Here is a 12,698-nt window from a genome sequence, read left to right as displayed (position 1 = left end):
TTCGGTCATCTACCGTCTATTCTATTATCTTTGTGCCATGTGGTTAAATAATATACTTGAGACGATTGGCAATACGCCATTGATTAAGCTAAACAAGCTAACCCAGGATGTACCTGGCACCATACTCGCCAAAGTGGACTATTTTAATCCGGGGAACTCCATTAAAGACCGGATGGCCCTGAAGATGCTGGAAGTAGCAGAACAGGAAGGCAAAATAAAACCCGGAGGCACGATCATTGAATGCACCAGCGGCAATACCGGAATGGGACTTGCACTGGCGGCGGTGGTAAAAGGCTACAAATGTATTTTCACTACTACGGATAAACAATCCAAGGAAAAATTTGATATTCTGAAAGCGGTAGGCGCCGAGGTGATCGTATGTCCTACCAACGTAGAGCCTGATGATCCACAAAGCTATTATTCTGTGGCCAGGAGGCTGGCGCGTGAAATCCCGAACAGCTATCATTTCAACCAATACGATAATCTGGCCAACAGGCTGGCGCATTACGAAACCACCGGCCCTGAAATATGGGAGCAAACCGAAGGTAAAGTCACGCATGTGGTATGCACGGCAGGTACCGGAGGCACCGTTACCGGTATTGCGCAGTTCCTGAAAGAGAAGAATCCGCATATACAGATCTGGGCAGTGGATGTTTATGGCTCCCTGCTCACCAAGTATTTCCGTACGGGAGAGATCGATATGAAGGAAGTACATCCTTATATCTCGGAAGGTTTTGGTGAAGACTTTGTGCCGCTTAACTACGACATGAGTGTTATCGATCATTTTGAACAGGTAACGGATAAAGACGGCGCTGTAATGGCCCGTCGTATTGCAAAAGAAGAAGGTTTGTTCTGCGGTTACAGTGCCGGCAGTTGCCTGCAAGGACTAATGCAGTTGAAACACAAGCTGAAAAAGGATGACGTGGTAGTATGTATCTTCCATGACCACGGCAGCAGGTATGTTGCGAAGATCTACAACGATCAGTGGATGATGGAAAGGGGCTTCCTGGATGTAAAATCATTTAAGGATATCGTGAATGCAAGGCAATCGAAGCGCCTGGTAACCGTAGCTCCTGAAAATACCGTATTGGAAGCAGTTGAACTGATGAAAAGATACGATATAGAGCATATACCGGTTGTTAAAGACGGGGCTTTACTGGGCGCTATCAGCGAAGGAGGATTGTTCCAGAAATTATTCAGCAACCCTGAAATAAAACAGGCCCAGGTACAGGCGGTAATGGAAGCAGCTTTCCCGGTAGTGGCATTTGACACACCTGTAGAACGCCTCAGCCATTTAATTCATAAAGAGAACGGAGCGGTACTTGCCAAAGATGAAAAAGGCGATTACCATATTGTCACCAAATACGACGTGATCCAAAGCCTGGCGAAATAACCGGGCATCACTCATAAACAGAAAAGGAAAGGATGAAAGTTTTTAAGTTCGGCGGAGCCAGCGTTAACAGTGTAGACAGGATTAAGCAGGTAGCACATATAGTTGATCAGCATAAAGACAGCCCCCTGGTGATCATTATTTCGGCGATGGGCAAAACCACCAACGCGCTGGAGAAAGTAGCGGAGGCTTTTTATGCGGGAGCACAACAACAGGCGCTGGACCTGTTCAACGTTATCAAGAACCAACATCTTACCACTGCCAAGTACTTGCTAGTTACGCATTTCAATGAATGCCTGTCGCAGCTGACCGACCTTTTCACCGAGGTAGAATGGCTGCTGCACGACAAACCTGTGCGTAATTTCGACTATTATTACGACCAGGTGGTTTGTATAGGCGAATTACTCAGCACAAGCATTATCAGTCATTATTTACAGGAAGCAGGTATCGCCAATGAATGGCTGGATGTACGGGACCTTATCCGTACCGACAATCATTTCCGCAATGCCAATATCGACTGGGCTATCACCACGGAAAAGATACTGCAGGCTACAGAAGATGCGGGAGCGCCTGTTATCACACAAGGCTTTATTGGCAGCACAGACGAAAATGAGAGTACCACACTGGGCCGTGAAGGCAGCGATTATACCGCTGCTGTTTTCGCCAATATACTGGATGCAGAAAGCCTTACCATCTGGAAAGATGTTGAAGGTGTGATGAATGCAGATCCCAAACAGTTTCCCGATGCACAATTGTTACAATCCATATCATTCACCGAGGTGATAGAAATGGCTTATTACGGCGCACAGGTGATTCACCCCAAAACCATCAAACCTTTACAGAACAAAGGCATTCCATTATATGTAAAATGCTTTCTCGATCCTTCACTGGCGGGAACCGTTATCAGCAATAAACACGCGAAAAATCTGCCGCCGATAATAGTGCTCAAGGAAAACCAGGCGCTGATGCACCTGCACAGCCAGGATTTCTCTTTTGTAGGCGAACAGCCCATGAGTAATCTCTATAAGATCTTTGCGCAACTCAATATTACGCCCAACCTGCTACAAACCGGCGCGGTAAGCCTGCAGCTATGCCTCGATGATCATAGCGACAAGATAGAGCAGCTGGCAGCCGCTGCGGGAGCCACTTTTGATGTTTCCGTGGAAAAAGGACTTACCCTGCTTACGATCAGGCATTATAAGGCAGGCCAGGCGGCAGAAATGACTGCCGGGAAAACGCCGTTACTGATACAGCAAACACAGGAAACGGTACAGGTGCTGTTCAGGTAAATACAGCCTATCCCCGGAATTGCGCCTTACCGGAAACTCCCGTGCCGGCAAAGCGCCGTTCCGGGTAGTCAAAAACACTGCATCAGCAGGCTTTATAAAGCAGCCGCAGGCAGTGGTACTATACAGGCACCTCACACTCCATATTACTATACCACAGATTACGGTAGGCAATCCCGCCATAAGTATACTATAACCGCACTTACATCGCTCATGCATCGCACTTGTATCGCACTTGCATCGCACTTGTATCGCACTTGCTCGCCACTTCCCCCGCCCATCCGGCAGCATTTTTCTCCGTAAAAGATTTTTTTTGCCCTTGGTTCACCCATCCGGGCAAGCCTCCTCCGGGCCGGTTATACCCACCGGAAGATAAATAGCAATAAAAATCGCTGTATAATACCAACCAAGCCGGGTGATACTATGCAGCGACCTCTTTTATGCTAAAGACCAGCCGTAAAAGCTAGTCCATCATTATATATTCTCCTTCGGGATTAACGGAGATAAGCGGCAATTTCTTTGCTTTCTCGAAATAGTCGAAAACTTCTTTCAGTTTTACCGCAAAACGTTGCAGGTCCTGATCGTCTTTGGTAACCCTCGACAGGTATTCCATGCTTTTGGGGTTGGTAAAGCGAACCGGGAAAATATGAACCGGGATAAAATCCTGCCCATTGCTTTTTGCATTGGCGGCGAGGATATACAATTCTTCGATCTGCGGATCCAGGATAGGGATACAACCTGTTGTTACACAACTGCCATGGATATAAATATCGCCGCCGGGTCTCAGCGAATCGCTGAGGATGCGGTCCGATGCGTTGGGATAGTTGATACCCAGGGAAAGATGGTAGTTACTCCTGGGATTAAATTCATTGATATAATAAAACCCTTCCGGCACCTGGTAGTCGCCAGCGATACGTTTAGGGCCGAGGCTGCCGGCCATAGCGCATACTTTGTAGGTTTTAAAAAGCTTATAGGGTTCAGCGGAGGAGTTGCGTACCCATACTTCGAGCTGGCTGTCGTATTTAAACGAGCGAACATAGATCTGTTTTGCCGGCCATTGCAAACCTGCGGCTGCAAACTGTTTTTTCAACGTATCCTCTTTTAGGCGGATGGCATACGCCACACGCGGCTGGGCACGCTGAACATCAAAAAAGGAGGTTTGGCCATAGGAATAGAAACCGATAACGAGGGCCAACATCAGGACACAAACACGCTTCATGCCCCCGAAATTATTCAATAAACATAATCCGGGGGCATGGCAAGCGTTAAAAATTTATTAGAATGGCCTGTTTAGAGATTACCGCGAAGTGCCTGCTCGCGCTCGATAGCTTCAAAAAGGGCTTTGAAGTTGCCTTTTCCAAAGCTTTTTGCGCCTTTGCGCTGGATGATCTCGAAAAACAGGGTTGGCCTGTCCTGTACCGGTTTGCTGAATAATTGCAGCAGGTAACCTTCGTCATCGCGGTCGACCAGAATCCCCAGCTCTTTCAGCGGCTCCAGGTCTTCATCGATAGGTCCTACCCTGTCGAGCAGATCGTCGTAATAGGTGGCAGGCACCTTCAGGAATTCAACACCACGCTCCATGAGGGCGGTTACGGTTTCCACGATATTGAGTGTGGCAATGGCCACGTGCTGCACGCCTTCGCCGTTATAGAACTCGAGGTATTCTTCTACCTGTGACTTCTTCTTTCCCTCGGCAGGTTCGTTGATCGGGAATTTAACAAAGCCGTTACCGCTGCTCATAACCTTACTCATAAGTGCAGAGTATTCGGTAGAGATATCCTTGTCATCGAAAGAAAGGATGTTACGGAAGCCCATGACATTCTCGTAAAAAGACACCCATTTGTTCATCTGGTTCCAGCCTACATTACCAACGCAATGGTCTACATACAGCAGGCCTGTTGAAGCAGGTTTGAAATTATTGTTCTCCCATTTTACAAAACCCGGCATAAATACCCCGTTATAATCTTTTCTTTCGATGAACAGGTGAACCGTATCGCCATAAAGATGGATGCCGCTCATGATTACTTTACCATGGTCGTCCTGCATCAGTTCCGGCGTTTTATAACTTTCGGCGCCTCTCCTGGTGGTTTGTTCCCAGGCGTCTGCAGCATCCTGTACCCTTAATGCAAGGAATTTCACGCCATCGCCATGTTTGTACACATGATCGGCGATTTCGTTATTGGCTCTTAATGCTGTGGTTAAAACAAAAGTGAGTTTGTTCTGGCGGACTACATAGCTGACCTTATCTTTTACACCGGTTTCGGGGCCGGCATATGCCAGGGCCTGGAATCCAAAAGCGCTCATGTAATAATGTGCTGATTGTTTAGCGTTTCCTACATAGAATTCCACAAAATCGGTTCCTTCAAGCGGCAGGAAATCGACATCCTGGACTGCGCTGTTCCTGGCAGCAATCGTTGTTTCCATTGTTTACAGATTTGATATTAAATATGGCAATTGTTGAAGGTAAAGGTACCGACAACGGGGTAAAAATAAAGGAATTGAATCGATTTTGACAATCGCCCTGATTTTGTTAATTTTATTAAAAGGCTTTACTTGACTACAGATGTCCACCCCATCCTGTGCTTGATTGTTGATGATGATGCAGATGACCAGGAGTTGTTTTCCGCCGCGATGGAGAAAACGATGCTGGATAACTATACCTGTATTTTTGCCGGCGACGGCGCCGAAGCCATTGCGCTGCTCAATACCGCTCCTGTACCCGATTACATTTTCCTGGACCTGAATATGCCGCGGCTTAACGGCTTACAATGCCTGAGCGAAATACGCAAACAGGAAAGGCTGCAGGAGGTTCCTGTTGCCATTTACTCCACCTCCTCTGACGAGTTGAGCAAAAACAAAGCCCTAGGACTGGGCGCCACTGCTTTCATATCGAAACCAACCCGGTTTCATGAGCTGATCAGCAAGCTGAATGACTTTTTTTCAGCACATGCGCCTGCCAAAAAACATTAATTCTTTCCATTGGCAATTGCCTGCAATAGCAGGCATCACCATACCAGCAACCAGGATTACTCACACCTGCATTACCATACCTGCGAGATAACAAGGGCTACAATACCCATATCTCCACACCTGCAAGGCGCGAGGATTACAATGTTGGTATTAATTACCCTACCTGCCAGGTAACAGGTGTTACAATGCCCATATCGCGATAAGGCAATGAAGCAGCAACAGGGCCGACCATTGCTGATCAGCCCTGTAAGCATACTTTATACCCGGTATTACCGGACACAACTTTTATTACTTCACTAAATTCAACTCGTTGATGATATTGGTAGCGCCACCGAGTTTATCGATACACCATAACACATAACGAACGTCGACGCAAATAGTGCGGTTGAGGTCTTTGTCGAAAGCCATTTTGTGGCTGAGGGCTTCGTAGTTGCCATCGAAAGCCAGGCCAATGAGTTCTCCTTTTCCGTTGATCACAGGAGAACCGGAGTTACCGCCGGTGATATCGTTGGTAGTGATGAAACATACTACCAGGTCGTTCCTTTTCTTGTCGATATACTGGCCATAGTCTTTTTTACGCGCCAGTTCCAGCAGGTTGGCAGGCAGGTTGAATTCGTAATCGCCGGGAACATATTTCTCCAGCACGCCGTTCATGGTACAAACGTAATCACAGAACAGGGCGTCGCGCGGCGTGTACGATTTTACATTACCGTAGCTTACACGCATGCTGAAGTTTGCATCGGGATAACGGACTTTAGCTTTTTCCATTTCCATTACACCTTTCAGGTAAAGGCGGCCCAGTTCATTGTTCTGGTTCATGAAGCTGGCGTATAAGGGCTGATATTTTGCAGAGTAGTTTCTAACGAAAGTAGCAGCGTACTGGTAAGCCGGATCGGCCTGTAAAGCGGCAGCTGTAGGGTTGGCTATAAATGCTTTCCATTTCGCGTCATCGAGCAGGAAGGTATTATCGAACACATAAGCCGCGTATTTTTTGTAGGTCTGTTCTTCATCAAGACTTCCATAACGGGTTTGCAGGTCTTCGAAGAAGCCGGCGGGATGTTGTGCCTTATCGATATCATGATAATACATCATGAGCGTTGCCGCCAGGATCTTACGGTCGCTGTTTTGGTTCTCAGCATCCAGGAAAGCAGTTCTTGCTTTTTGAGCAGCATCTGTCACCTTTTGTTTGTCGACGTTGGGATTGTTCAAAGCCATTTCGAACTGCGCAAAAGCAGAAGCCGTATTTGCCAGCGGAGAGCCCAGAATACCTTCGGTCAGGTATTGCCTTTGTTTGGCGTAAGGACGCCATTTATCATAGATCCTGGCATAGTCTGCGAATACATTCTGAAACTCAGGTTTACCCTGTGCCCAGGCTGTAAAAGCAGCTTCGGCTTTTTGTTTCTGACCAAACACGTCGTGCTTCAGCAGTTGTTTGGTTTCGCCGTCGAAGAACTTCCAGTAGTTGGCGATACTTGCATAGCTGGATGCCAGCTTCAGTTTAATGGCAGGATCTTTTTTCATATCCTCGAACATGGCTTTCAGGCGTACGTCGCGCAGCGCAACCAGTGAGGGGTTATTGATATCGGTAGACAGTTTAACACCATAAGAGGTTTCGTACCTGTTGGTGCCGCCGGGATAACCATAGATCATGGAGTAGTCGCCATCATTCAGTCCCTTGATAGAAACAGGGAGGGAATATTTAGGCGTCATGGGCACGTTGTTCACGCTATAGTCGGCAGGAGCGCCCCCGGGAGCAGTGTAAACGCGGAAGATAGAGAAGTCGCCGGTATGACGGGGCCATTCCCAGTTATCGGTATCGCCACCATATTTGCCAATGCTTTCAGGCGGATTACCTACCAGGCGAACGTCTTTAAAACGCTGATAGATGTAGGCAATGAACTGGTTGCCTTTGAACATGCTATAGGTACGTGCCTCTATGCTTTTTGAAGGATCGGCAAGGCGGGCATTCACTGCATTGAGCACTTCCGTTTGCTTTTGAAGACGTGCATCGCCGGAGAGGCCTTTCAGTTGGTCTTCCACTTCTTTGGTAACGTCTTCGATCTTTAACAGGAACTGAACCGATAAGCCTGCGGCAGGGATCTCTTCGTTTTTGGAACGGGCGTAGAAGCCGTTCTGCAGGTAGTTATGTTCAACGGTACTGGCAGCAGCAATAGCGCCATAACCGCAGTGGTGGTTGGTAAAGATGAGCCCTTCTTTACTCACAATTTCACCGGTACAGCCGCCGCCGAAGATGATGATAGCATCTTTGATGGATGATTTATTGATGCTATACAGTTGTTCTTTAGAGAGTTTGAGGCCTCTCTTCACCATGTCGTTATACACCTGCTGGCCCAGGAGGTGCGGCAGCCACATACCTTCATCGGCATAGGAACGGCCTATAGCCAGGATCAAGGCAACCGTTACCAGGAATTTCTTCATATCGTTAATCATTTTGTGGCGCAAACGTACAGCATTTTCTGCACGGGAAGCACCAAAACGCTATTGCCGGCCGTCGGGTTCCCCTCCTATCAGCGGGTCACTGGTGGAAGGGCGGCCTGTTTCGACCCTTCCGGCAAAGCGTTTTTCGAAGAATGGGAAACCATCGGCCACAATGGCAAAGTCGTACCAGCCGGCGGTTTTATGCGAAGCAATGCGTACCGTATGTGATTCACCGGGCTGCAACTGCCTGGAAAACCGCTTCCCGGCATAGGCGTACTGTTTAAGGTGTATGGTATAGGGTATATCGGCGGTATTATGCAGTAAAACCATTATATCACCTGCATTATTGCCATGAAGGTCGTAGGAGCCGGAGCATTCCAGGGAAGGATCGCCGGCATCGCCCCTGTATGCGCGGTAGAAGCCATTGGGGCCATAAACGCTTAAATGATAACGTCCCAGTTCAAAGGCAGCCAGGGGCCATTGCGGGGTAATGGCTTCACCGGCTTTTACGGCAAAAGACCAGTTGCGGGCAGTTTCGAACGAACTGCCGTCGTCTGTTTTATAGTTTCCCGGCGCATATACCAGGAAGGGAGCGCCTGCGCTCTTCGATCCAAAGACAGTATTGGCAGCCTCCAGGCGAATGGCAACAGTGCCGGAAGCGGCAGTATACTGCGCATCGGCATACAATTCGTAAGGCAAGGCACAGGATGGCCTGGCACCTTTTTCCTGCCGTGGCAGGAGGCCGGAACGAATGCCGGATTGCTGCACCGCATTTATTTCTTCCGGCGTAAAGGCATGAAAGCCGCCGGGAATATCGCGAAACTGCGCCTGGTGGATCGTTTGCAGCAGTTCTTCTTTGGGCAGAAACTCCGGCAGGTGGATCTTTTCGCCTTTATAGGGCCGGAAGACCGAACTAAGATCGCCACAAACCGCCCTGCGCCAGCTGCTGATATTATCTTCCGTTACCGCAAACCCCTTATGTGCCAGAAAATGCTCCAGGAACTGCAGGCAGGAGGTATGGTCAAAAACCTGGGAGTTTACCCATCCGCCGCGGCTCCAGGGTGAAGCTATGATCATAGGCACCCTGAACCCCAGCCCTACCGGACTTTGACGGGCATGTCTTGAGGTATTATATTTCAACTCACTATCAAGCGACACGTACTCGATAGCGGCATCAATGCCTTTAGAAACAAAACCTGTAGCAGGATTGCCCGGCTGCGGCGCGGTAAATGGCGGCACATGATCGAAGATGCCATCGTTTTCATCATAGTTTACGATGAAGATGGTTTTCTTCCATACCTCGGGGTTTTGTGTTAAAATATCGAGCACTTCGGATACATACCAGGCGCCATACCATGGTGCACCTGGATGGTCTGAAAACTTTTCAGGCGCCACAAGCCAGGATACGGTGGGAAGCTTGTTATCTGTCACATCCTGCCTGAACTGGTGCAGGATATCGCCTTTGGGTACCTGGAGGGAATGAACAGTATCGCCGTCGTTATACTGCATACTGGTTAATTCTCTATAGTTGGGATCATTCTTGTTTGTGGTAAAGGCTTTTTCGTGCAGGTTCTTTTCAATGCCTGAAAGGTCCTGGTTTTTTTTCTCTACCTTGTACTGCTGGAACCACTCTAACGGGTTATCGGTAAAGTTGCTGAGCCAGGAATCCTGCTCGCCTTTAAAACCGGAAGGCAGGCTTAGTTCGTTCTGATAGATCCTCCAGGAGATACCTGCCTGTTCCAGGCGTTCGGGAAACGTTGTCCATTTCAGTTTCTTATTATAGTCTACTTCCCCATTCCTTACGCGGGCCTGATCATTTTCGTTTTCTCTTAGTTTCCCCGTCCAGAAAAAGAGCCTGTTGGGCGTGGTACCGGTAAGTGCTGAACAGAAATACTGGTCGCATACCGTAAACGCGTCGGCCATGGCATAGTAAAAGGGAATATCCTGCCTGTTGTAATAACCTAATGTAAGTGGCATGGCGGCATAAGCTTTATTGCCGGACCGCTTGACATTGAGCCACTGATCGTGCTTGCCATTATTCAGCGCATCTACCTGGTCTTCCCAGGAATGTGGCAAGCCGCTCATCCAGGTGGCTTTGGATTCTTTCATGTTCAGGCGCCAGGGCGCAAAGGTCTGCCCTTCTTTATTTGTTTGCAGCCAGACAGGATATTGGCTGGGCAAACTGATAGCCCTTGGATCATCGAAGCCACGCACGCCGCGGAGGCTGCCAAAACAATGATCGAAGGAGCGGTTTTCCTGCATCAGGAAAACGATATGTTCCGCATCGAGATAAGTACTGTTTTTTGGGGGCGTTATAGCAAGCGCTTTTTGAATAGATTCGGGCAAAATACCTGAAAGCCCGGCTGCGCCTGATAACAACGCCGCCTTCCTGAGAAAGTCTCTTCTGGATGTATCCATTGCTCGTCTGTTGATTGTACTTAAACATACAACAGATTGCCGGCATTACTGCCGCGTCATTGAATAAGCTTTCGTTAAGCACTTAAGGGCATAACCAGCAAACTGCTTATCTTTAGGAGATAGAACTGACTGTTTACCTGATGCCTGAACATGTTCCTGAAGAAAAAGAATTGTTGCAATTACTCTCCCGCGACAGCGAGTATGCCTTTGCGGTACTATTCGACAAATACCGTAAAAGAGTGTACGGCACAGCCTTATTATTTCTAAAAAACCCCGAAGCAGCAGAAGAAATTGTACAGGAAGTATTTTTACGCCTTTGGCAGAAACGAAAAGCGTTACAGCCCATCCAATACCTGAACAGTTATATCAATGCCATGACCCGCAACCTGGTGATTGACCAGGTACGGAAAATGGATTTTGAAGAAGCCTATAAAAAAGTATCCGCTGCGGCTGCGCCGGTTAACGATGCAGATTTCAAAGTAAGGGACAATGAATCTACCCAACTGCTGGCAAGGGCCATTGAATCGTTACCTGAACGGCAACGGGCAGTATATGAGCTTGCCCGGATCAAAGGGCTTTCACAGGAAGAAATTGCAGCCGAACTGTCTATTTCCAAACATACGGTAAAGGTACACATGTCCGCAGCCCTGCAATCTATCCGTACTTATTTAAGCAGTTATTACCCGGATGCTTTGGTAACAGTACCCGTAATACAGTTATTGCTGCAGGTGCTGGAAAAATAATTTTTACCGGCACTAATACCTGCAATTTCTTCATACGTCTAAGTATATATGACCGAAACCAGATTTCATATTTTGCTGCGGCAATTCCTCGCCAACGAGGGCAAAGTGCAGGATTGGAGGGAGCTGGAAGCCCTTATAAAAACAGGGCATCATGACAATGATCTCCGGTTGATGTTCGATGAGCTCTATGAAGGTCCGGAGCCAAAGGCCGATATACCCGATACACGGATCCGTGCAATACTGCAACAGGTTTGCATCAGCCGCGGGGAAGACCCAAAAGATGCCGGCAAGGTTGCTCCACGCATTCCTATGTTGCGCTGGTGGGCAGCGGCGGTCTTACTTCTGATAGCGGGCGCCGGCGTATTTATTTTGCGGCAGCACAAGCCAGTACCGTTACAACCGGGAGCTATGGCTAAAATAAAACCGGCTTCAGACAAGGCAACCCTTACGCTCTCCGACGGACGCACCATTCTATTGGATACTGCCGGCAACGGCAAGCTCACCAATGATGGCGGCATACAGATCATTAATCTTTCCGGCGGAAGGCTGCAATACCAGGCAGGTAACAGCAACACATCTGCGGTAGCCTATAACACACTTAAAGTACCACGCGGCGGCAAGTTCAGCGTATTACTGCCAGACGGCACCAATGTTTGGTTAAACAGCGCTTCTTCGCTCAAATACCCGGCATCCTTTTCAGGCAAAGAACGCAGCGTAGAGCTGGATGGGGAAGCCTATTTTGAAGTGGCCCCCAAAAGCGCTGCATTTATTGTAAAAACGGGTAACCTCGATGTACAGGTATTAGGTACCGCCTTTAATATCATGGCTTATAAAGATGAAGGTAAAATTGCAGCTACCCTTGTCGAAGGAAAGGTGCTTGTAAAAGCTGCCGGAGCACAAAAATTACTGAAGCCCAAAGAACAAGCATCTTTAACAAACGGAACCGCAAACCTGCAGGTATCTACACCAGATCTGGAGGAAGTACTGGCCTGGAAAAACGGCGAGTTCAGGTTTAATCATGGCAGCCTGTCATCGATACTGCGCCAGGTTGCCCGCTGGTATGATGTAGCTATCGTTTACCAGTCGGCTGTGCCTGAAGTCTATTTTGATGGTGTTGTTTCACGCAAGAGTGATGTTGGCGACCTGTTGGAAGTACTTGAAGCAACACACGCAGTTCATTTTAAAGTGGAAGAAAAAAGAATAGTTGTAATACCCGGAACGAGATAATTCACCAATACCAATACAATTGCATATGATGAAAAGCTAGACAAATTTCGGCCGGCATCCTGTATAAAAAAGGGCACTGACTCGTACTCAGCGCCCGGAAGATCTGGATTACCGATGGATCAACTTCGTTCGAAAATCAATTATCGTAAAAATCCAAAACTGTACAAAAGTATGAATTTACTTGTACCTGGCCATGCCTTACCCGGGCGGAAGCCAATGCTACTG

At 48.0% G+C, this 12,698-nt stretch carries 9 protein-coding genes; 5 read left to right on the top strand and 4 right to left on the bottom strand.

Annotated elements, in window-relative coordinates; translation table 11 throughout:
• Positions 1 to 37 precede the first annotated feature (37 nt).
• Both ESB13_RS00955 and ESB13_RS00950 read left to right on the top strand, forming a co-directional pair.
• Complete coding sequence (locus ESB13_RS00955; RefSeq protein ID WP_129001177.1) at positions 38 to 1,393, top strand: pyridoxal-phosphate dependent enzyme; 1,356 nt, start codon at positions 38 to 40, stop codon at positions 1,391 to 1,393.
• Positions 1,394 to 1,425: 32 nt separating this feature from the next.
• Positions 1,426 to 2,679 carry an aspartate kinase gene (locus ESB13_RS00950; protein WP_129001176.1) on the top strand — a complete coding sequence of 418 codons (1,254 nt, stop codon included), beginning with the start codon at positions 1,426 to 1,428 and terminating at the stop codon, positions 2,677 to 2,679.
• A gap of 460 nt (positions 2,680 to 3,139) precedes the next feature.
• On the opposite strand, the gene ESB13_RS00945 is transcribed toward ESB13_RS00950, so the two are convergent.
• Both ESB13_RS00945 and hppD read right to left on the bottom strand, forming a co-directional pair.
• Positions 3,140 to 3,895, bottom strand: a complete 756-nt coding sequence (locus tag ESB13_RS00945; RefSeq protein WP_129001175.1) for a L,D-transpeptidase family protein — start codon at positions 3,893 to 3,895, stop codon at positions 3,140 to 3,142.
• Positions 3,896 to 3,966: 71 nt separating this feature from the next.
• Positions 3,967 to 5,100 (bottom strand): 4-hydroxyphenylpyruvate dioxygenase, encoded by a 1,134-nt coding sequence (gene hppD, locus ESB13_RS00940; RefSeq protein WP_129001174.1) that lies wholly within the window; start codon positions 5,098 to 5,100, stop codon positions 3,967 to 3,969.
• Between the two features lie 129 nt (positions 5,101 to 5,229).
• On the opposite strand from hppD, the gene ESB13_RS00935 reads away from it, so the two are divergent.
• Entirely contained in the window at positions 5,230 to 5,646 is a 417-nt protein-coding gene (locus ESB13_RS00935) for a response regulator (RefSeq protein WP_246022381.1), read from the top strand.
• 288 nt (positions 5,647 to 5,934) lie between these two features.
• Here the strand turns inward: ESB13_RS00935 and ESB13_RS00930 are convergent, their stop codons facing one another.
• Positions 5,935 to 8,085: a S46 family peptidase gene (locus ESB13_RS00930; RefSeq protein ID WP_129001173.1), complete on the bottom strand. Its 2,151-nt coding sequence runs from the start codon at positions 8,083 to 8,085 to the stop codon at positions 5,935 to 5,937.
• Positions 8,086 to 8,145: 60 nt separating this feature from the next.
• On the bottom strand, positions 8,146 to 10,503 hold the full coding sequence (locus ESB13_RS00925; RefSeq protein ID WP_129001172.1) for a phosphocholine-specific phospholipase C: 2,358 nt from the start codon (positions 10,501 to 10,503) through the stop codon (positions 8,146 to 8,148).
• A 140-nt stretch (positions 10,504 to 10,643) separates the two neighbouring features.
• On the opposite strand from ESB13_RS00925, the gene ESB13_RS00920 reads away from it, so the two are divergent.
• On the top strand, positions 10,644 to 11,246 hold the full coding sequence (locus ESB13_RS00920; protein ID WP_129001171.1) for an RNA polymerase sigma factor: 603 nt from the start codon (positions 10,644 to 10,646) through the stop codon (positions 11,244 to 11,246).
• A 48-nt stretch (positions 11,247 to 11,294) separates the two neighbouring features.
• Entirely contained in the window at positions 11,295 to 12,473 is a 1,179-nt protein-coding gene (locus tag ESB13_RS00915; RefSeq protein ID WP_129001170.1) for a FecR family protein, read from the top strand.
• The last annotated feature ends 225 nt before the right edge of the window (positions 12,474 to 12,698 follow it).

Source organism: Filimonas effusa, from assembly GCF_004118675.1.
Classification (GTDB): domain Bacteria; phylum Bacteroidota; class Bacteroidia; order Chitinophagales; family Chitinophagaceae; genus Filimonas; species Filimonas effusa.
This window is presented reverse-complemented; position numbering and strand designations above follow the sequence as displayed.

Coding starts and splice junctions, on each gene's coding strand:
- hppD (WP_129001174.1), bottom strand. CDS start 5,100: ATGGAAACAACGATTGCTGCCAGGAACAGCGCAGTCCAGGATGTCGAT.
- ESB13_RS00925 (WP_129001172.1), bottom strand. CDS start 10,503: ATGGATACATCCAGAAGAGACTTTCTCAGGAAGGCGGCGTTGTTATCA.
- ESB13_RS00955 (WP_129001177.1), top strand. CDS start 38: ATGTGGTTAAATAATATACTTGAGACGATTGGCAATACGCCATTGATT.
- ESB13_RS00930 (WP_129001173.1), bottom strand. CDS start 8,085: ATGAAGAAATTCCTGGTAACGGTTGCCTTGATCCTGGCTATAGGCCGT.
- ESB13_RS00950 (WP_129001176.1), top strand. CDS start 1,426: ATGAAAGTTTTTAAGTTCGGCGGAGCCAGCGTTAACAGTGTAGACAGG.
- ESB13_RS00920 (WP_129001171.1), top strand. CDS start 10,644: ATGCCTGAACATGTTCCTGAAGAAAAAGAATTGTTGCAATTACTCTCC.
- ESB13_RS00915 (WP_129001170.1), top strand. CDS start 11,295: ATGACCGAAACCAGATTTCATATTTTGCTGCGGCAATTCCTCGCCAAC.
- ESB13_RS00945 (WP_129001175.1), bottom strand. CDS start 3,895: ATGAAGCGTGTTTGTGTCCTGATGTTGGCCCTCGTTATCGGTTTCTAT.